At 66.8% G+C, this 20,179-nt stretch carries 12 protein-coding genes, 3 pseudogenes and 1 riboswitch; of the genes and pseudogenes, 7 read left to right on the forward strand and 8 right to left on the reverse strand.

The window, feature by feature from the left end; translation table 11 throughout:
- Positions 1-109: 109 nt before the first annotated feature.
- From G6N41_RS30330 to G6N41_RS28595, 3 genes and pseudogenes are all read left to right on the forward strand, one after another.
- Positions 110-2,887: pseudogene (locus tag G6N41_RS30330) on the forward strand (type I polyketide synthase); the annotation flags it as partial.
- Positions 2,888-3,159: 272 nt separating this feature from the next.
- On the forward strand, positions 3,160-3,978 hold the full coding sequence (locus G6N41_RS28590; protein WP_231608959.1) for a polyketide synthase dehydratase domain-containing protein: 819 nt from the start codon (positions 3,160-3,162) through the stop codon (positions 3,976-3,978).
- A gap of 216 nt (positions 3,979-4,194) precedes the next feature.
- Complete coding sequence (locus tag G6N41_RS28595; RefSeq protein ID WP_231609008.1) at positions 4,195-8,007, forward strand: SDR family NAD(P)-dependent oxidoreductase; 3,813 nt, start codon at positions 4,195-4,197, stop codon at positions 8,005-8,007.
- A gap of 39 nt (positions 8,008-8,046) precedes the next feature.
- On the opposite strand, the gene G6N41_RS13580 is transcribed toward G6N41_RS28595, so the two are convergent.
- A complete protein-coding gene (locus G6N41_RS13580; RefSeq protein WP_020732051.1) occupies positions 8,047-8,343 on the reverse strand; it encodes a hypothetical protein in 297 nt (98 codons plus the stop codon).
- A gap of 61 nt (positions 8,344-8,404) precedes the next feature.
- Entirely contained in the window at positions 8,405-8,752 is a 348-nt protein-coding gene (locus G6N41_RS13585) for a heme-binding protein (RefSeq protein WP_198967617.1), read from the reverse strand.
- Between the two features lie 189 nt (positions 8,753-8,941).
- Between G6N41_RS13585 and G6N41_RS13590 the strand changes: the two are divergent.
- A pseudogene (locus tag G6N41_RS13590) lies at positions 8,942-9,813 on the forward strand (IS5 family transposase).
- A gap of 10 nt (positions 9,814-9,823) precedes the next feature.
- Here G6N41_RS13590 and G6N41_RS13595 read toward each other — a convergent pair.
- Genes G6N41_RS13595 through G6N41_RS13605 form a run of 3 tightly spaced genes read right to left on the reverse strand, consistent with a single transcriptional unit; the run spans position 9,824 to position 13,055 of the window.
- Complete coding sequence (locus tag G6N41_RS13595) at positions 9,824-10,561, reverse strand: class I SAM-dependent methyltransferase (protein ID WP_407663759.1); 738 nt, start codon at positions 10,559-10,561, stop codon at positions 9,824-9,826.
- A complete protein-coding gene (gene metX, locus G6N41_RS13600) occupies positions 10,555-11,694 on the reverse strand; it encodes a homoserine O-acetyltransferase MetX (RefSeq protein WP_198967619.1) in 1,140 nt (379 codons plus the stop codon). Before metX ends, G6N41_RS13595 begins: the two co-directional genes overlap by 7 nt.
- Positions 11,695-11,705: 11 nt before the next feature.
- Positions 11,706-13,055: a bifunctional o-acetylhomoserine/o-acetylserine sulfhydrylase gene (locus G6N41_RS13605; RefSeq protein WP_198967620.1), complete on the reverse strand. Its 1,350-nt coding sequence runs from the start codon at positions 13,053-13,055 to the stop codon at positions 11,706-11,708.
- A gap of 40 nt (positions 13,056-13,095) precedes the next feature.
- Positions 13,096-13,215: riboswitch (SAM riboswitch) on the reverse strand.
- 154 nt (positions 13,216-13,369) lie between these two features.
- Between G6N41_RS13605 and G6N41_RS13610 the strand changes: the two are divergent.
- Positions 13,370-14,596, forward strand: a pseudogene (locus G6N41_RS13610) (NADP-dependent isocitrate dehydrogenase).
- A gap of 10 nt (positions 14,597-14,606) precedes the next feature.
- On the opposite strand, the gene G6N41_RS13615 reads toward G6N41_RS13610, so the two are convergent.
- A complete protein-coding gene (locus G6N41_RS13615) occupies positions 14,607-15,404 on the reverse strand; it encodes an alpha/beta fold hydrolase (protein ID WP_198967860.1) in 798 nt (265 codons plus the stop codon).
- Between the two features lie 160 nt (positions 15,405-15,564).
- Here G6N41_RS13615 and trpS point away from each other — a divergent pair, with 160 nt between their 5' ends.
- Together trpS and yhjD are read left to right on the forward strand one after the other, a co-directional pair.
- Positions 15,565-16,584 (forward strand): tryptophan--tRNA ligase, encoded by a 1,020-nt coding sequence (trpS, locus tag G6N41_RS13620; RefSeq protein WP_198967621.1) that lies wholly within the window; start codon positions 15,565-15,567, stop codon positions 16,582-16,584.
- Positions 16,585-16,588: 4 nt separating this feature from the next.
- Positions 16,589-17,617: an inner membrane protein YhjD gene (yhjD, locus tag G6N41_RS13625; protein WP_269469320.1), complete on the forward strand. Its 1,029-nt coding sequence runs from the start codon at positions 16,589-16,591 to the stop codon at positions 17,615-17,617.
- Here yhjD and nagA read toward each other — a convergent pair.
- A complete protein-coding gene (gene nagA, locus G6N41_RS13630) occupies positions 17,614-18,780 on the reverse strand; it encodes an N-acetylglucosamine-6-phosphate deacetylase (protein WP_198967623.1) in 1,167 nt (388 codons plus the stop codon). The genes yhjD and nagA overlap by 4 nt on opposite strands.
- Entirely contained in the window at positions 18,777-20,126 is a 1,350-nt protein-coding gene (locus G6N41_RS13635) for a sugar porter family MFS transporter (protein ID WP_407663761.1), read from the reverse strand. The genes nagA and G6N41_RS13635 overlap by 4 nt, the downstream gene beginning before the upstream one ends.
- Positions 20,127-20,179 lie beyond the last annotated feature (53 nt).

Here is a 20,179-nt window from a genome sequence, read left to right on the forward strand (position 1 = left end):
TGCGGATGCGGACGCCGGGGCCGACTCAGGGTTGGTGCAACGGCTGCGGCTGCTGCGCCACCAGCAACATGACCTGCTGGTGGGGGTGGTGCGCGCGCAGGCGGCGACGGTGTTGGACTATCCCAGCCCCAATGACATCGACCCCGAGTGGGCGTTCCAGGACCTGGGATTCGATTCGGTGAAGGCCACCGAATTGCTTGACCGTTTGCAAACGGTCACCGACCTGACATTGCCGCCAACCCTGGCTTTCGACTACCCCACGCCGGCCGCCTTGGCCACCCACCTGGGCCAGCTGTTGAGCGGATCGGTTGCGGTGGCCGCGCCGGTGCAGCCTCGGGTGAGCACCGATGAGCCGGTGGCCGTGGTGGGAATGGCGTGTCGGTTCCCGGGCGGCGTGGATTCGGCTGCGGCGCTATGGGATCTGGTTGCCGGCGGCACCGAGGCGGTGGGGGAGTTTCCGGCGGACCGGGGCTGGAACCTGGCGGAGTTGTTTGATCCCGATCCGGATGCGGTGGGCAAGACCTACGCCCGCGCTGGATCGTTTGTGGCCGACGTCGCCGGATTTGACGCCGAGTTCTTCGGTATCTCGGCGCGGGAAGCCCAAACCATGGATCCCCAGCAGCGGTTGCTGCTGGAAGTGTGTTGGGAAGCGTTGGAAACCGCCCAGATTGATCCGGCCGCGTTGCTGCGCTCGAAGACGGGGGTCTTCGTCGGAGCGTGGTCACAGCAATACGGCGGCGGGTCCGAAGGCGCGGAGGGATACGGCTTGACCGGTCTGTCCACCAGCGTGGCGTCCGGTCGTGTCGCCTATGCGCTGGGTTTGCAGGGGCCCGCCATCACCATCGACACGGCGTGCTCTTCGTCGCTGGTGGCCGCGCATTTGGCGTGTCAGTCCTTGCACACCGGAGAGTCGGCTCTTGCCCTCGCCGGGGGCGTCACCGTGATGACCACGCCGGCGGTGTTTACCGAGTTCGCCAGGCAGCGCGGGCTGGCCGCAGATGGGCGCTGCAAAGCGTTTTCCGCCGCCGCCGATGGCACCGGCTGGGGCGAAGGGGCCGCGGTGCTGGTGCTGGAACGGCTCAGCGATGCAAATCGCAACGGCCACCCGGTGTTGGCGGTCATCGCCGGATCGGCGATCAACCAAGATGGCGCCTCAAACGGTTTGACCGCCCCCAGCGGGCCCGCTCAACAACGGGTCATCACCCAGGCCGTCGCCAACGCGGGTGTCGGGCTCGATGAGGTTGATGCCGTGGAGGCCCACGGCACCGGCACCACGCTGGGCGACCCGATCGAGGCCGGAGCCTTGATCGCCACTTAGGGCGCCGCACATCACCCAGACCATCCACTGTGGCTGGGATCGATCAAATCGAACATCGGCCACACCCAAGCCGCAGCTGGTGTCGCCGGACTGATCAAAATGATCGCGGCCCTCAACCACGACAGTCTGCCGCCGACCCTCAACGTTGATCGCCCCAGCCCGCACGTCGACTGGTCGGCCGGTACCGTCCGCGTCCTCACCGAGCCGGTGCCCTGGCCGGTCACCGATCATCCCCGTACCGCGGCGGTGTCCTCGTTTGGAATCAGCGGCACCAACGCACATCTGATCCTGCAACAGGCCCCCACCCCGTCGAGCGGATCGCCTGAGCCGGCCGGTCGGCCCCAGCACGGTGCCGAACTCGGGCTGCCCATGTGGCCCGTTTCGGCGCGAACCCCGGCAGGGTTGGCTGCCCAAGCCGAACGGCTGCACCAACACCTGCTCTGCCATCGGGACCTCGATCTCGCCGACGTGGGCTACAGCCTGGGCTGCACCCGCACCCACCACCCGCACCGGGCTGTCGTGACGGTGCCGGCCGCGAGCCCCGATCCCCGGGCCGAGCTGTTGGCGGCACTGCAGGCGTTGGCCGCCGGCGACCCGCACCCTCAACTCGTCCAGCACCACCTACGGTCGGCATCGGCGGGAAAGACCGTATTCGTCTTCCCCGGCCAGGGCGGCCAATACCCGGGCATGGCCGCCGAGCTATACAGCCGTCACCAGGTGTTCTCCCGTGCGCTTGACGAGTGTGACCAGGCCTTGTTCGGCTGGACGGGCTGGACGGGCTGGTCGGTAGGTGCCGTGGTGCGCGGTGAGCCCAGCGCCATGGCGCTGGAGCGGGTCGATGTGGTCCAACCGGTGTTGTTCGCGGTCATGGTGTCTTTGGCCCGCACCCTGATCAGCTACGGGATCGAACCGGACGCGGTGATCGGACATTCCCAGGGCGAGATTGCCGCGGCCTATGTCGCCGGGGTGTTCACCCTCGAGCAGGCCGCCAAAATCGTGGCACTGCGCGGTGCCGCCCTCGCGGATCTGTCCGGGACCGGGGGATGGCGTCGGTGTTGCTCGGCGCTGACGAAGTGGCTGCGCGGCTGCAGCCCTACGGTGACGCGCTGACAGTCGCTGCGGTCAACGGCCCCACCCACACCATCATCAGCGGTGATCCCCCCCGCGATTGAGGCGTTCGTCGCCGCCGGTGAGGTCGATGGCATCCAGATCCGTTCCATCACCGTCGATTACGCCTCACACTGCGGACAGGTCGAGCCGGCGCGCGAGCGGCTACTCGGCGAGTTGGCCGGGTTGACCCCGGCGCCGGGACGGATTGCCTTGTATTCCACCGTGCATGGCGTGACGTCGGACCAGCCGTTGGACACCACCACGATGACCGCCGACTACTGGTACGCCAACCTGCGACAACCGGTCCGGTTCTACGACAGCATCAAAGTTCTGCTGGCCGCTGCCGAGCAGGTGTTTGTGGAAATATCCCCGCACCCGGTGCTGGCCCCGGCCATCACCGACACCTTGGCCGCCAGCAACAGACGACGCCACGGCTCGGTGGTGATTCCCGCCCTGCATCGCGAGCGACCCGACCTGGACGCCCTGACTACGACGCTGGCGCGGTTGCAGGTTCATGGTCGTAGCCCGGCCTGGCCGGTGGTGTATCCGCACGCCCGCCCGGTGCCGCTGCCGACGTATCCGTTCCAGCACCATCGGTATTGGCTCACAACGGGACCGGGCAATGACGCCGCTGGTCTTGGTCTTGATCGCGTCGGGCATCCATTGTTGGGGGCGATCACCGCGTTGGCGGACCGAGACGAGGTGATCGCCACTGCCGGTTGGCTCTTGGTGTGCAGGGCTGGCTTGGCGCTCACCGGGTGGGCGATGTGGTGGTGCTGCCGGGCACCTTCTTCGTCGACATGGCGTTGGCGTTCGGGGATTACGTGGGGTGCCCGGCCGTTGCCGAACTGGTGTTGCACGCCCCCCTGGTGCTTGCCGAAGACACGCCGACCGATATCCAGATCGGCGTGGCCGGCGCCGATGGGGGTGCACGACGCGCGTTCAACGTCCATGCCCGCACCGGTACCGGCCACCGCGGCGAGACGGTGTGGGTGTTACATGCCAGCGGAATCCTCGCCGCCGAACCAGCCGCTGCCGGCCAACCTCCCATGGCGGCCTTGCCGGTGACGGAATTCGATGTCGCGGACTTCTACGAGCGGCTGGCCGACCGCGGTCTGCACTATGGCCCTCCGTTCTGCTCGGTACTCGGGATCGGCCACGAGCCGGCCGACCCCGACCACATCTACGCCGAGGTGGCCCTGCCCGCCGGAACCGACATCACCGGCTACGGAATCCACCCGGCTCTGCTGGACGCCGCGCTGCACCCGATGGCCGCCGCCCTGGGCGCCGGGGCGGACTCGGAGTCGGCGGCGGTCCGGCTTCCGTTCGTCTTGAGCGGGGTCACCCTGCATGCGACCGCGGCCACCCGGCTGCAGGTGTGGCTGACCCGCAGCAGTGTCGACACCTTCACCCTGTACGCCAGCGATCCCGCCGGCGCGCCGGTGATCAGCATCGACACGATTGTTGTGCGGGCCCTACCCGACCTGGCGACTCTCACCCCACCCACGACGGCGACGTCATCCGGGCGGGGCTTGTGGGAGCTGGCCTAGCCACCGCTGTCCTCGGCCGGCGCGCCCGGTGCCGCCGCCGTGGCCGAGCCGCCGGCGTGGGTGGTGGTTGCCGAAGATCCCGATGCCGTCCCGGCTGGTCTGCGCAACGGCGTCAGGCGCCCTGATTTGGATGCCGTGCGGCCATGCCCCCCGGTGGTGATTTGGTCCTTGTCCCCGCCGGATCTTCGCGGCGATGACGATGCCGTCGTGTCGAGCATGCATTCGCTGACCCGACACGCGTTGGCCGCGGTTACGGCCTGGTTGGCCCGCCCCGACACGGCCGAGACGGTGCTGGTGGTTCTGACCTGTCGCGCGGTGGCGATCAACGCCTACGAGCGGGCGCCGAATCCGGCTCAGGCAGCGGTGTGGGCGCTGCTGCACAGCGCCCAAAGCGAGCACCCGGGCCGGATCCGGTTGGTCGACACCGACCACGCCGCCAGCAGTACCGACACGCTGCTACAACTGCTGGGCAGCTGCACGGGTACGGGCGGTGAACCCCAGCTGGCTCTGCGCGCCGGTGTCGCTCACATGCCCCGGCTGGCCCCGGCCTGGGCGTTGACCCCACCCCCCACCCCGCACTGGCGGCTAATCACCACCGGTAGCGGGGATTTGGCCGACCTGACCCTGGCCCCCACCCCCGCACCAGCAGAACTGGGGCCCGGCCAGATCCGAGTGCAGATCCGCGCTGCGGGCTTGAACTCCGATGATGTGGCGGTCGCGTCAGCCGCGACCAGCCACCGCGACGCTGGTGGTGAGGGCCGACAAGACCACCAAGGGCTTGGCGTGGAAGCCGCCGGGATCGTCATCGACACCGCCGGCGATGTCGACGACTTCGCGCCGGGGGATGCGGTGATGGGGATCTTCCCCAATAACGCATTCGCCCCCACCGCGGCCACCGATCACCGCGCTGTGGTGGCGATCCCGCCGGGCTGGTCCTGCCCCCAAGCGGCCTCGGTCCCGGTCGCGTTTGTGACCGCATACAGCGCTCTGATCGATATCGCGGCGCTCCGCGCCGGACAGCGGGTGCTCATCCACTCCGGCGCCGGTGCGGTTGGCCGGGCCGCGATCCGCATTGCGCAGCACCTGGGTGCCGAGGTGTTCGCGACCGCCGATCCCGCCGAGCAGCACATCCTGCGCGGGTTGGGCATTCCCGAGGATCACATCGCTTCCTCCTGTACCCGGGACTTCGGCGACACCTTGGCCGCTGCCACCGGCGGGCGCGGGATGGACGTGGTCCTCAACGATCTGCGCGGCGATCTTGTCGATGCGTCGCTGCGGCTACTGGCCGCGCCCGGGTGCTTTGTCGAGATCGCCAGACGCGACATCCGGGGAGCCACCGACGTCGCACAAACCCATCCCGGCCTGAGATACGTCGTCTACGACATCAGCACGGCCACGCCCGAACAGCTGCAACGCACCTGGGCCGCGGTGGGCGAGCTGATCAATGCCGAGGTCATCGAGCCCCCGCCCGTGACGGCCTACGGGCTGCTGCGCGCTCGCCAAGCGTTTCGGGATATCAGCGAGGCCCGGCCTACCGGGAAAATCGTGCTCATCGCCCCTGCGGCACTCGACCCGGCGGGCACCGTGTTGATCACCGGGGGCACCGGCATGCTCGGCGGCCTGTTCGCCGAACACCTGCTCACTCACTACGGTGTGCGCCGGCTGCTGTTGACGTCCCGACGCGGCCCCAGCGGCGTCGGGGCGGCCGAGCTTGCTGAGCGCCTGAATGGGTTGGGTGCCCAGGTCACCATCAGCGCCTGCGACTGTGCCGACCCCGCCCAGTTGGCGGCCCTGATCGACTCGATTCCCACCGCGCACCCGCTGACCGCGGTCATCCATGCTGCCGGAGTGCTCGACGACGCGGTGACGAGCCAACTCACCGCACAGCAGCTCGACACCGTGCTGGCCGCCAAAGCCGATAGCGCCTGGCACCCACACCAGCTAACCGCCAACACCGAGCTGGCCGCGTTCGTGTTGTTCTCCTCTGCCGCCGGGGCCCTGGGGGCCCCGGGACAGGCCAACTACGCCGCGGCCAACGCCGTCCTGGACGCCCTGGCCCGCGAGCGCGGGCCGGGATCCACCAGTCTGGCCTGGGGGTATTGGCAGCCCTCCTCGGGGATGACCGGCCACCTCGATGCCCGCGATCAAGCCCGCCTGACCCGCAGCGGCATGGTCCCGATCACCACCAGCGCGAGTCTGGCTCTCTTCGACGCTGCCCTTGGCGTGCAGCACCCCAATCTGATCCCGGCCCCGCTGAGCACCCCAGCGCTGGCGGCCCTGGCCCGCGAGAGCAGCCTGCCCCCGGTCTTCTCGGCGCTGATCAGCACCCGGCGCCAAGCCGCCATGGCCGACTCACGAGCGCTCGGCGCCCGGCTGGCGGGACTGACCCCTGAGCAACAACACGCCATGCTGACCAAACTGGTCCTCACCGCCACCGCGGCGCTGCTGGCACACCCGGACCCGGCCGCCATGGACCCGGACCAGCCGTTCAAAGACCTCGGTATCGACTCGCTCAGCGCGCTGGAACTGCGCGGAGCCCTGTCGGCCCAATCCGGCGTGGACCTGCCGGCCACTCTCATCTTCGACCACCCCAGCCCGGCCAGCGTTGCCGTCCACCTGGCCGACCTGCTCAGCGTCGCCGCGGTGCCCGCGGCCGCGGCGGCTCAGGTCGGCAAGCGTGCCGCCGAGTCGGCCGACGATAGGCTCGCCTACCTGGATCAAGCGGCATTCCTCGGGCTGCGGGCGGGCTACGGCTCGCTGATCCAGATGATTTGGATCTACGACCGGGCCGTCGATGTCGAGGGGTTGCGGCGTTTCCACCGCAATCTCGGATGCGGGTTGTTGGGACGCCGGATCGAGCGGTCTCCGTTGCCGTTCGCGCGTGGTCGCTGGGTCTCGGCTCCGGTGTCGCAGCAGATCGACTTCGCCACAACGCCACGACGGCGCGCTGACGTGGGCGCATGGGCCGATGAGCGGGCGCGCCTGCCCATCGATCCGGAGTGGGGGCCGGGCTGGCATCTTGGCGTCGTTGGGCTCGATGACGGCGGCACCGCGGTGAGCCTGGTGGCTTCGCACACGATCGCCGACGCGATCGCTTTCGGCCAGGCGGTGGTCAATGCGGCCGAGGGCAGGACCCAGGATCTGGGTTATCCGGCTGCGGGCTCGCGCATCCTCAGGCGGGCGCTGCGCGAGGATCTCCGGCAAACCGTCAATGAGCTGCCCAAGATCGCGCACGCGTTCGGCGGTGTGGTTCGTCGGCTTCGCCGCGATCGCCAGGAACTGCAATCCTCGATCAAAGCGGCCCCGCCGCCGCCGCGGATGGCCGGCGGCGACCATTCCGTCGAGGTGCCTGCCGTGACCGCCTACATCGATCTGGCGGACTGGGATGCGTGCGCCAAAAGGCTTGGTGCGAAGAGCAACTCGCTTGTGGGAGGGGTTGCCTGCAGACTTGCGGCGAGGGTTGGGCGGGTTCAGGGCGACGGAACGGTCACCCTGCGCATTGTGGTGTCGCTTCGCACCCAAGACGACACCCGTGGCAACGCACTGACGGCCGTTGACGTCGCGGTCGACCCGGCACACGCGGCGACAGACCTCAGGGAGATGCACGCCAAGATCACCCGGGCAATCCTGGAAGGGATGGAGGATCTCGACAATGAGTTCTTGGCGCCGCTGCCACTGGCGGCGATAACCCCGAGGTGGGTGGCCAGGAGGCTGGTTGGGATGGCAGCGGGTGGCCCCACTCTCCCCGTCACTTGCTCCAATGTCGGTGACGTGCCTCCGGCCGCCAACCGGCCCGACGGCACCGATGCCGACTTCGCCTACATCAGACTGGTCGAGCCCGATATCGCCAAAAGCGTGCTGGAGGGCACCGGTGGACGAATGCTGCTGGCTTCGGGGCGGGGCCGCGGCAAGATGTGCATCGGAATCTCTGCGTATCTTGTCGGTCACTCCAACACTAAAGATGAACTGCGCGAGGTCGTTTCACGTACCTTCGCCGAATTCGGTCTGAATGCGCAGATCGACTGCTAGCGGGCGGGACCATTGCGCGGCTTGGGAACTCCGCTGACGCTAGCGCCCACGCCCCGGCAGACCGACATGCCCCGGGTTCACCTTGACGTTGGGCAGGTTGATGTTCGGCACGCTGACGTTGGGCACGACTTGTTCGACCGAGTTGAGGTTTGGCACCTTGGCGTCGACGTCCACCGACACGCCCGGGATGCCGAGGTCATCGAGGGGCAGTTCATGGATCGGGGCCGAGCTCGGTTGGATGTGCGGTGAGCTGGTGGGAAAGGCGGCCAGGGTCACCGCCACGCCAGCGGCGGCGGCCGCGAGGATGGTGCAGAGATGGATGCGCCCGAGTTGCATGGCGGTTTCCTTCCGACGGGGCCGGGCTGGGGCGCCGGCTCGCGACGACGGGCGACTCGGCTTACTGGCACCGGTCCTTGAAGTCGACCACGGGCTGACGGATGCCGTCCAGGTCGGCTTTCACGTTCGGGTTGGCATTGAGGTAATTCTGCACGTTCTCACGCATTGCATCGCGTTCCTGCCCCCTGAGCCCGGTGAAGAATTCGTTGACATCGGGATGGGTGAACAGATAGGTCGAGTTCGCGGCGGCAACGCCGGCGGAGATGCCGGCCAGGTCGGCGGTCGTGCAGTTGGGTGGGGGATCGGCGACGGCGATCGCCGCGCTGCCCAGCAGCATTGCGGCGCCCAGCGCCCCGGTTGCGATCCCAACCGCGATCGTGCGGTATCCGGTAGGGGCTGCGAGCGACATGGCTGCCTCCTCGGGTTTGTCGACCACTGCGACCAAGTTCATCGCGCAGACCAGCTGCCTGACGAGGGCCGAAAGTCCCATGCTGGTCGCGAGGCCGGCCGGAGGAGGCGGCCGGGATCTTCGTGTCGGTGCTGCCTGGCTAGGGCGTGTCTGCTTAATGTGAATGGTGTTTTGGCTGATGCTGTTTGGGTGATGCGGACGCATGCGATTTCTGATGATTTGTGGTCGCTGATCGTGGCGGTGTTGCCTGCGGGGCGGCGGCGTGGCCGGCCGTGGAACGATCATCGACGTACTCTGGAGGGCATTATCTGGCGTTACCGTACGGGATCTCCGTGGTGTGACCTGCCCGAGCACTTCGGTCCCTGGCAATCGGTGGCCGAGAGGCATCTACGCTGGTCGGTCGATGGCATCTACGCGCGGATCTTCGCGGCGATCGCCTCTGACCTCGACGCCGAGGACGCCGACCTGGGCGCACTGTTGTCGGTCGATTCGACCAGTGTGCGCGCCCACCAACACGCAGCCGGAGCGCCCCGGGCGCCGCACAGGGGGATCTGTCGAATTACAAGAAATATCTCGATGAGCCCGATGACCACGCCATTGGGCGTTCCCGCGGCGGGCTGACTACCAAGATCCACGCCTTGACCGACCAGCTGTGCAGTCCGGTCACCCTGGCACTGTCGGCCGGTCAAGCCGGTGATAATCCGATGCTTTGGCCATTGCTGGCCGCCCGGTGCAGCAACTCATACGCCCCGTTTCGCCTGCTGGCGGACAAGGCGTACTCCCATGACTCGACGCGGGCACAGCTGCGCCGGCTCAAGATCGCCCATACCATCCCCGAGCGCAGCGACCAGATCACCCGCCGCAAAGCCAAAGGCCGCAACGGAGGACGGCCTCCGGGGTTCTCAGGCCGAATCTACAAGCACCGCAACACCGTCGAGCGAAGCTTCAACCGGCTCAAACACTGGCGCGCGGTCGCCACCTGCTACGACAAATACGCCCTGACCTACCTCGGCGGTGTCACCCTGGCCGCCATCATCACCTACCACCGCGTCCGCAATTAGCAGACAGGACCTAGGCGGCCAGGGTCGCGCTCACGCACACCGTGACGTACGGCAATGCCAGACCGGCCGAGTTGGCCAGCGCCGGATGCGTGGCCAACAGCTCACGCACCTGATCGAGGGTCTTGGTGCGGACCTCGGCCGGTGAGGTGATGCAGTAGCTGCGCGATGCGACCAAGTCGATCAACGCTTGCGGGGTCAGGTAACTGGTCCACTCCACGTGATGGCGCGCCACACCCGTGAACGGTTCGGGCAGCGTGACCTTGTCGCGCACCGGGTCGCTGTCGCGCCCGATGATCCGGCCCAACTCGCGTACCCAACCGAGCCGCTCGTCGCGGGTGTTCCACACCAGTCCCAGCCGGCCGCCGGGCCGCAGCACCCGGGCCACCTCGGGGATCGCCCGCGCCGGATCCACCCAATGCCAGGCCTGGGCGACCAGAACGGCATCAACGCTGTTGTCTTCCAACGGTATCTCTTCGGCGGTACCCAGCAGCGCCAGCGTTCTCGGCAGCGACGCGCGCAGCACCTCGAGCATCTCGGGAATGGGGTCTACGGCGACCACATCGAGACCGCGTTCGACCAGGCGGGTCGTCAACTTGCCGGTCCCCGCACCAAGATCGAGAACATCGCGCGCCCCTGCCGGCAGCAGCCAGTCGATCGCTTCGGGTGGATAAGACGGGCGGCCCCGCTCGTATGCGGCCGCCGCCGAACCGAACGACAGCGATGGGTCCTGGGCGGACCCGCTCACCATGGACGCGAGCTTCGGTCTTCGGACAATCGCAGTGTCTTGTGGATCAATTCACCGACGGCCTCGGACTCCACCAGAAACCCGTCGTGGCCACGGATGGAATCGACGACCTCCAGCCCGGCGCATCCGGGCAACAGATCGGCCAGCTCCTGCTGCAACCGAAGTGGGTAGAGGCGATCGGAGGTGATGCCACCGACGACCACCGGGACCGGGCACCCCCGCAGCGCAGCATGTATCCCGTCCCTGCCGCGGCCGACATCGTGTCTGTTGAGAGCCTCGGTCAGGATCACATAGCTACCGGCATCGAAGCGGGCCAGCAGCTTGTCGCCCTGATGTTCCAGGTAGCTCTGGATCGCGTAGCGCCCGCCGTCCGCGGGATCCTCGCCGCCCTGACCGTCGTTGGCGAAGCGGCTGTCGAGTTCGATCTCGCCACGGTAGGTCAGGTGTGCGAAACGGCGGGCGACCTTCAGCCCGGCTTCGGGCTTGCAGCCGGTCTCGTGATAGTCGCCGTTTCGCCAATTCGGGTCAGCCTTGATGGCTGCGATTTGCGTTGTCTGAGTGCCGATCTGGTCAGCGGTGGCGCGCGCACCCACCGCCAGCAGCAGCGCCGAGCGCACCCGATCGGGATGGCCGACAATCCACTCCAGCGCGCGGGCGCCGCCCATGGATCCGCCGACCACGGCGGCAACCTGGGTGATGCCCAGCGCCGCCAGGGCGGCCATGTCGGCTTCCACCTGGTCGCGCACCGAGATCAAGGGAAATCTCGAGCCCCAGGGTTTTCCGTCCCGGGCTAGTGAGCTGGGGCCGGTGGAGCCGCGGCAACCACCCAGCACGTTGGTGGCTACCGCGCACCAACGGTTGGTGTCGATCGGCGCGCCCGGGCCGACCATCCCGTCCCACCAGCCCGGGGTGGAATGCCCGGGGCCGGCGGGGCCGGTGACGTGCGAATCACCGGTGAGCGCGTGCAACACCATCACCACGTTGTCGCGGGTGGGGGACAACTCGCCCCAGCGCTGCAACGCGATGCAGACGTTGTCGATGACCGCACCGCTCTCCAGGCGCAGTGACCCGATATCGACCAGGCGCACTTCGCCTTCGGCGGGCAGTGTTTGGGTGGGCACGTCGGAGATCGTCACGTCGGTGCTCCTCAGATGGCTGCTACTGCCTGTGAATCGCCGCTGAACTTGCGTGCCGCGGCGAACCCGAGCTCCAGGTCGGCCAGGATGTCTTCTATACCCTCGATGCCCACTGCTAAACGCACCAGTCCCGGACTGACGCCGGTGGACAGCTGCTCGGCCGGGCTCAGCTGGGCGTGGGTGGTCGATGCCGGATGGATCACCAGCGAGCGCACATCGCCGATGTTGGCGACGTGGCTGTGCAGTTTGAGCGCATTCACGAATGCTTTACCGGCCTCGACGCCGCCGGCCAACTCGAACGACAGCACTGCCCCGGTTCCCTTGGGGGACAGCTTCTTTGCCCGCTCATGCCACGGCGAACCGGGTAGTCCGGCGTAGTTGACCGTGACAACATCCTCGCGGTCGGCCAGGAACTCTGCGACGCGCTGCGCGTTGGAAACGTGCCGTTCGATCCGCAGGCTCAGGGTTTCCAGGCCCTGGGCCACCAGGAAGGCGTTGAACGGCGAGGCCGCCGACCCCAAGTCGCGCAGCAGCTGGACGCGAGCCTTGAGGGCATAGGCCGGCGCGCCCAACTCGGCAAACACCACGCCGTGGTAGCTGGGGTCCGGTGTGGTGAATTCGGGAAAACGGCCCTGCGTCCAGTCGAATGTGCCGCCATCGACGATCACACCCGCGATCGCGGCGCCGTGCCCGCCCAGGTACTTGGTGGCCGAGTGCACGACGATGTCGGCGCCCTGCGTGAACGGCCGAATCAGGTACGGCGTGGCGATGGTGTTGTCGACGATCAGCGGTATCCCGTTGCGGTGGGCGACTTCAGCAACCCCGGGGGTGTCCAGCAGGTCGATCTGCGGGTTGGAGATGGTCTCACCAAAAAACGCCTTGGTGTTGGGCCGCACCGCCGCCTGCCACGAGTCCAGGTTGTCGGGGTCGTCGACGAAGCTGACCTCGATCCCCAGCTTTGCTAGCGAGTAATGGAACAGGTTGTAGGTGCCGCCGTAGAGGCGGGGGCTGGACACGATGTGATCGCCCGCGCCGGCCAGGTTGAGGATGGCGAAGGTTTCCGCCGCCTGACCGGAGGACAGGAACAGCGCGGCGACCCCACCTTCGAGCGCGGCGATGCGCTGCTCGACCACATCGGTAGTGGGGTTGCCCAGCCGCGTGTAGATGTTGCCGGGAACCTCCAGGCCGAACAAAGCGGCAGCTTGCGCCGTGTTTTCGAAGGTGTACGAGGTGGTTTGGTAGATCGGCAGCGCCCGCGCGTTGGTGGCGGAATCGGGCTGCTGGCCGGCGTGGATCTGCTTGGTTTCAAATGACCAATGCGCGGTCGGATCTGCGTCAGTGCTGGTGTTTTCGGCGCTCATGAGGCTACTTTCCCTGTCTGCTCAGGGGCCCGTCATGGCGGACCCGCGCTTGCCGTGTAGCCGACTGTGGCTACTCAACCTGGTCATCACCCGGGGCACCCCACCGCGGTTGGAGGGTTGCCGGCCAGCAAGCCGGGGCTTGACGCTGGCGCTCATGACCGATCTGAAGCCTACCGTATCGCGGCTTGCTCGTGCCAACTCTCTGGGCGGGCGGCATCGCCGTCGCATGCCCCGAGCCTGCGAACCGCCCTTGTAATCTGGGCTGATGAGCAACCGCTCGCCCAAACTCACAGCGGGGGAGGATTTGGGCTCAGATGTCTGGTGAACCCAAGATCACGGTCAGCGGCCCGGTCGTGGAACTCGACGGCGACGAGATGACTCGCGTTATCTGGAAGCTCATCAAAGACCGGCTGATTCTCCCGCATCTGGACGTGAAGCTGCTCTACTACGACTTGGGTATCGAGCACCGGGACCGCACCGACGACCAGGTGACCATCGACGCGGCGTATGCGATCAAGAAGCACGGTGTGGGCGTCAAGTGCGCGACCATCACCCCCGACGAGGCCAGGGTCCGGGAATTCAACCTCAAGAAGATGTGGCTGTCGCCGAACGGGACGATCCGAAACATATTGGGGGGCAAGATTTTCCGTGAGCCCATCGTGATTTCCAACGTTCCGCGGCTGGTTCCGGGCTGGACCAAGCCAATCGTCATCGGCCGCCACGCGTTCGGCGACCAATACCGCGCGACGAACTTCAAAGTCGACCGGCCGGGCACCGTGACGCTGACGTTCACACCCGCTGACGGCAGCGAGCCGATCGTGCACGAAATGGTGTCCATCCCAGAGGACGGCGGGGTGGTGATGGGCATGTACAACTTCAGAAAATCCATTCAGGACTTCGCTCGGGCGTCTTTTTCCTATGGCCTAAACGCCAAATGGCCGGTGTACTTGTCCACCAAGAACACCATCCTGAAGGCCTATGACGGCATGTTCAAAGACGAATTCCAGCGAATCTACGAAGATGAGTTCAAGGAGCGGTTCGATGCCGAAGGCCTGACCTACGAGCATCGCTTGATCGACGACATGGTCGCTGCCTGCCTCAAATGGGAGGGCGGCTACGTCTGGGCCTGTAAGAACTACGACGGCGACGTCCAGTCAGACACGGTGGCGCAGGGCTACGGATGGCTGGGACTGATGACGTCGGTGCTGATGACGGCCGACGGCAAGACGGTGTAGGCCGAGGCCGCCCACGGCACCGTCACGCGCCACTACCGCCAGTACCAGGCCGGCCAGCCGACCTCCACCAATCCGATCGCCTCGATCTTCGCCTGGACGCGTGGCCTGGCGCACCGCGGCAAACTGGACAACACCCCCGAGGTCGTTCAATTCGCGCAGACGCTGGAAGACGTCGTCATCAAGACCGTGGAGAGCGGAAAGATGACCAAGGATCTGGCGATCCTGATCGGTCCCCAGCAGGCCTGGCTCAACAGCGAGGAGTTCCTCGAAGCGATCGCCGAGAATTTGGCGAAGAAGCTGGGCTGACCCGCAACGGCTAGCTGGCCGGCGGTTCGGCGGAGCGCAGGTGCGGGCAGCACTCTTCGATGAAGCCGCTGATCAGCGCGGTGACGCGGGCCGGCGCCTCGAACATCGGGACGTGTCCCACATTGTCGAGCAAGGTGACCCGGTGGTCGTCGGGTAGATGGGTGGTGAAATGGCGGCTGTACCGGGGAGCGGGAATGATGCGGTCCTTCCCGCAGATCACCAGATGCGCCGGGACGGCATTTTCGGCGAGCTCGCGCAGACCGTGCAGCAGTAGCGCCTTGACCAGCAGCTGAAGGTAGGCGGGGCAGTGCGCGACGTCATCGATGCAGCCGAGCAGTTCGGCGTCGCTGACGCCGTCGGGCGACGCGCTGATCGCGTAGGTCGCCAACCGGCGGCTAAACGGCAGGCGCATCACCCGCGGCCCGAGCAGCCAAGCCAGCGCCAACAGCGGGATGCCCATGACGAACTTGATGATCACCTCGAACTTGGCCGGGCTCCACCGCGTCCAGCCACCGGCGGGTGCGATGCCGGTGACACTGCGCGCACGTCCCCGGCGCTCGAGTTCGAATGCGACCCAGCCGCCCAGTGAATTGCCGACGATGTGGGCGCTGTCCCAGCCCAATTCGTCCATCTGACGCTCGACGTGATCGGCCAGCACCGCCGACGACAGGAACCAGGTGCCGGCCCGCGGCCCGCCGTTGTGGCTGGCCATGGTCGGGGCAAACACCTCGTAGCGGCCGGTGTCGGCCAATCTCTGGGCCACTTGCTCCCACACCGCCTGGGACAGCAGGAAGGGGTGCAGCAGCAGCACCGGTTCTCCTGAGCCCAAGTGGATCGGCGCACGGGTCGGCGCCGAGGGTGAAAGGCCAAGCAGACGTCTCATATCACCGACAGTACAAGGTGGTACCGGCGGTATCGCAAGTGTCTGCGAATCGCCGAAATTTGCGCATGAAAGGATCGGGGACACCATGAGCACCCCGACCGGATCCCGCCGGATTTTCTCCGGCGTGCAGCCAACTTCTGACTCACTTCATCTCGGTAATGCGCTGGGCGCCGTCACCCAGTGGGTTGCGCTGCAGGACGACCACGACGCGTTCTTCTGCGTCGTCGACCTGCATGCGATCACCCTCCCGCAGGATCCCGAGGCGCTGCGGCGCCGCACGCTGGTCACCGCCGCGCAATACCTGGCGCTGGGTATCGATCCCGCTCGCGCCACCATCTTTGTGCAAAGCCACGTACCGGCCCACAGCCAGCTGGCCTGGGTGCTGGGCTGCTTCACCGGTTTCGGACAGGCGTCTCGGATGACGCAGTTCAAAGACAAGTCGACGCGCCAGGGCGCCGATTCCGCGACGGTCGGCCTGTTCACCTACCCGGTGCTGCAGGCCGCTGATGTGCTGGCCTACGACGCGGAGCTGGTGCCGGTGGGGGAGGACCAACGTCAGCACCTGGAACTGGCGCGCGACATCGCGCAGCGGTTCAACGGGCGCTTCCCGGACACCTTCGTGGTACCCGACGTCCTCATCCCCAAGATCACCGCCAAGATCTACGACCTGCAGGATCCGGCGTCGAAGATGAGCAAGTCGGCCAGCACCGACGCCGGGTTGATCAGCCTGCTCGACGCGCCGGCGGTGTCGGCCAAGAAGATTCGCTCGGCGATGACCGACAGCGAACGCGAAATCCGCTACGACCCCGAGGCCAAACCCGGCGTTTCGAACCTGCTGAGCATTCAGTCCGCGGTCAGCGGCGTCAGTATCGACACCCTGGTGGACGGCTACGCGGGACGGGGCTACGGCGATCTGAAAAAGGACACCGCCGAGGCCGTCGTCGCCTACGTCAGCCCGATCAAAGCCCGCGTCGACGAACTCACTGCCGATCTCAGCGAACTCGAGACGGTGCTCGCAGCAGGAGCCGAACGGGCCCACGACATCGCGAGCAAGACCGTGCAGCGTGTCTACGATCGGTTGGGTTTTCTTCCGCAACGGGGGTAAGTGTTTGACCACGACGACTGAGCCGGCCAAACCAGGAACTTTGGATAGGCTGCGAGCCCGGTATGGGTGGTTCGACCACGCGATGCGCGCCGCCAAGCGATTCAATGAGCAGCGCGGCGGCTTCTTCGCCGGAGGTCTGACCTACTACACGATTTTCGCGTTGTTTCCTTTGCTGATGGTCGGTTTCGCCGTATTCGGCTTCGTGCTGGCCAGCCATCCCGACCTGCTCAAGACGATTGACGGCAAGATCCGGGAGTCGGTCTCAGGGGCCTTGAGCCAACAGCTGGTCGGGCTGATGAATTCGGCGATCGATGCGCGGGCATCCGTCGGCCTGATCGGCCTGGCCACCGCGTCATGGGCGGGCTTGACCTGGATGTCGCACCTGCGGGTGGCACTCAGTGAGATGTGGGCTCATCCGGTCCATCGGGTGGGCTACGTGCGCACCAAGCTCTCCGATCTGACCGCGATGATCGGCACATTCCTGGTGACCATGCTGACCATCGCGCTCACCGCACTGGGCCACCTCAGGCCGATGGCCACTGTGCTGAGCTTGTTTGGGATACCTGAGCTCCCGATCTTCAACCTGGTCTTCCGACTGATTTCGATACTGATATCGGTGCTGGTGGCTTGGTTGATGTTCACCTGGATGATCGCCCGGCTGCCGCGGCAGCCGGGCCGTCTGGGTACCTCGATGCAGGCCGGTCTGATGGCCGCCATCGGATTCGAACTGTTCAAACAGGTGGCGTCGATCTACCTGCGAACGGTGCTGCGCAGCCCGGCCGGCGCCGCATTCGGGCCGGTGTTGGGGTTGATGGTGTTTGCCAATGTCACCGCCTATCTGGTGCTCTTTGCCACCGCGTGGGCGGCCACCAAAGATCCACATTCCGAACATATTGAGCCACCCGGCCCCGCGATCATCAGCCCGCGCATACAGGTCGAGGAAGGCCTGGGGGTGCGGCAGACGGTGGCCGCGCTGATCGCGGGCGCCGTTGGAGCGCTGACGATATCGCGGCTGTTCCGCCGGCGCCGCTAGTCGTCGACGGCCTGCCACTCGCCGTTGGCCATCACCGCGGCCACGCGCAGATCGCGATCGAGCACAACGAGATTGGCGTCAAAGCCGGCCCGCAGGCTGCCCCGTCGCGCCAGCCCGACGGCACGCGCCGGGGTCGCCGAGGTCATCTGCACCGCGGCGGCCAGCGCCCCGGCATCGAGTGCGGCCCCCGCCCCAGCCCGAAATGCGGCGCGAAAGAGCCGGTCCATGGTGGCCGTGCTGCCCGCGATCGTCGATGTGCCACGCACCCGCGCCACGTTCGACTCGACCTCAATCGGCACCGATCCCAGACGATATGTGCCATCGCCACATCCGGCCGCGGCTATCGCGTCGGTGACCAATGCGACCCGGTCGGGGCCGACGGCCTCGATCACGGCCGCCACCACGGCGGGATGGACGTGTACCCCGTCGGCGATCAATTCGAGCGTCACCGCCGGGTCCTTCAGCAATGCCAGGGCGGGCCCGGGCTCGCGGTGGCCCAGGGGCGCTATCGCGTTGAACAGGTGAGTGGCGACGGTGGCACCGTGGCCGATGGCCTGGCAGGTCTGCTCGTAGGTCGCATCGGTGTGCCCGAGGGCCACCACCACATCGGCGGCCAAGAAGCGCCTTATCGTGTCGGCGGATCCGGGCAATTCCGGGGCCAGCGTCACCATGCGGATGGTGCCGTTGGCGGCCGCCAGCAGCGCATCGATTTCGGCGGGGTCCGGTGCACGCACTTGGGTGTGGTCGTGTGCGCCGCACCGTGCGGGGCTCAGCCAAGGGCCCTCCAGATGAATGCCTGCGATGGTGCCCGAGCGGCCTGAGCTGATGGCTTCGGCCAGCCTGGCTACCGCCGAAAGCAGTTGCGCGGGTGCGGCGGTGACCAGACTGGCCAGCATGGTCGTGGTGCCGTGGCGCAGGTGAAACTCGCTGGCTTGAAAAAAGGCCCGGCCAACGGCGTCGACGTCGGCGAACGACGCGCCCGCTCCGCCGTGCACGTGGATGTCGACGAACCCCGGCACCACGATCGAATCCGGGAAATCGAAGTCGGCCAAAGGCACTGTGCCGGTGCCGCAATCCGCGATTTTGTGGCCCGCCGTCTGTATCCAGCCGGGTTGGCAAAGTTCTCCGTCGATGACCACAGACCCGGCACAGATGAGGGTCACGGAGCTTCCGTCAGCTTCTCCGGCCAGCGTCCGCCGTTCTCCCAGAAGTGCCGAATCTCCTCGAGCTGGCGGCCCTTGGTTTCCGGGGCGTAGCGGTAGACGACGCCGAAGGCCACCAGCGCGAGCACCCCGAATACGGCGAACGCTCCCGAACCGCCGAGCGAATGCAACATGGTGAGGAAGACGGCGGCAACGATCGCATTCGCGATGAGGTTGGCGGTCAGCATGGTGCTCGACCCGATGGAACGTAGCCGGGTGGGGAAGCTTTCGCTGGCGTATACCCAGCCCAGGGAGCCAAAGCCCATCGTGTAGCCGATGATGAACAGCACTATGGCGGCGAACCCCAGCACCGCTCCGCCCAGTCCGCGGGCGAACACGGCCATCAGCGCGACGTCGGCAACGATCATGATGGCGATGCCCGACAACAGGATTGGCCGACGGCCCACGCGGTCCACCAGCAGCAGGGAGGTGATCACGGCCGCCACACCGGCGATCTGAACCAGCGCCGGCAATCCCAGGAGGGCGAAATCGCCAGTGAAGCCCATGGCTTCGAAGATCCGCGGACTGTAGTAGATGATGGCGTTGATCCCGGTGATCTGGATCAAGAAGCCCAGCGTGATCACAAAGATGGTGGCCCGCAGAAAGGGCGGTCGCAGCATTTCGGACACGCCGCCGCTACCTTCACTCAACGCGGTGCCGATCTCGGCCAGTTCTTCCTCCACATCGGCGGCGGGGTCCACCCGCAGCAGCGCCGCGCGGGCCTCCTGGATGCGGCCCTTCATCACATACCACCGGGGCGTATCGGGCATGCGGATCAACAAGGGCAGCAACAGCATTGCGGGGACGGTGGCCAGTCCCAGCATCCAGCGCCAGCTGTGCGTACCGGCCAGCAGGTACCCGGTGAGATAGCCGACGATGAGTCCGCTGACGGTGGTGAGTTGGTAGACCGTGAGCAGCGATCCGCGCACCGCGGCCGGAGCGGATTCCGCGACATAGACCGGCACCACGACAATCGAGACGCCGACGGCCAGACCCAGCAAGAAGCGCGCCGCCAACAGCATCGGTAGCGACACCGACAGCGAGCCCAGCACCGCGAACATCGTGTAGGCGACGAGCAGCATCACCACAGACTTTTTGCGCCCGATCGCATTGGCCAGTACGCCGGCGCCCAGCGCTCCCACGATCTGACCGATCACCACCATCGTGGTCAGCAGCTCCTGCTGGTGGGTGCTCAGGCCGAATTCTTCGGTGATGAACAGCTGCGCGCCGGCGATGATGGATAGGTCGTATCCGTAGATGAGCCCGACGCTGGCCGCGGTCAGCGCGACCAGGATGCTCCGTTGCACGTCCGTGCTCAGCCGGCTGTGGCCTGGACCGTGGGCGGCTCAGCAACGCTGCC

Origin of the sequence: Mycobacterium shottsii (assembly GCF_010728525.1) — a bacterium.
Lineage (GTDB): Bacteria > Actinomycetota > Actinomycetes > Mycobacteriales > Mycobacteriaceae > Mycobacterium > Mycobacterium marinum.

Excerpts from the sequence above, each read along its gene's own strand:
- G6N41_RS13605 (WP_198967620.1), bottom strand. The coding sequence starts at position 13,055 with ATGAGCGCCGAAAACACCAGCACTGACGCAGATCCGACCGCGCATTGG.
- G6N41_RS13580 (WP_020732051.1), bottom strand. The coding sequence starts at position 8,343 with ATGCAACTCGGGCGCATCCATCTCTGCACCATCCTCGCGGCCGCCGCC.
- G6N41_RS13595 (WP_407663759.1), bottom strand. The coding sequence starts at position 10,561 with ATGGTGAGCGGGTCCGCCCAGGACCCATCGCTGTCGTTCGGTTCGGCG.
- G6N41_RS13585 (WP_198967617.1), bottom strand. The coding sequence starts at position 8,752 with ATGTCGCTCGCAGCCCCTACCGGATACCGCACGATCGCGGTTGGGATC.
- trpS (WP_198967621.1), top strand. The coding sequence starts at position 15,565 with ATGAGCACCCCGACCGGATCCCGCCGGATTTTCTCCGGCGTGCAGCCA.
- G6N41_RS28595 (WP_231609008.1), top strand. The coding sequence starts at position 4,195 with ATGCATTCGCTGACCCGACACGCGTTGGCCGCGGTTACGGCCTGGTTG.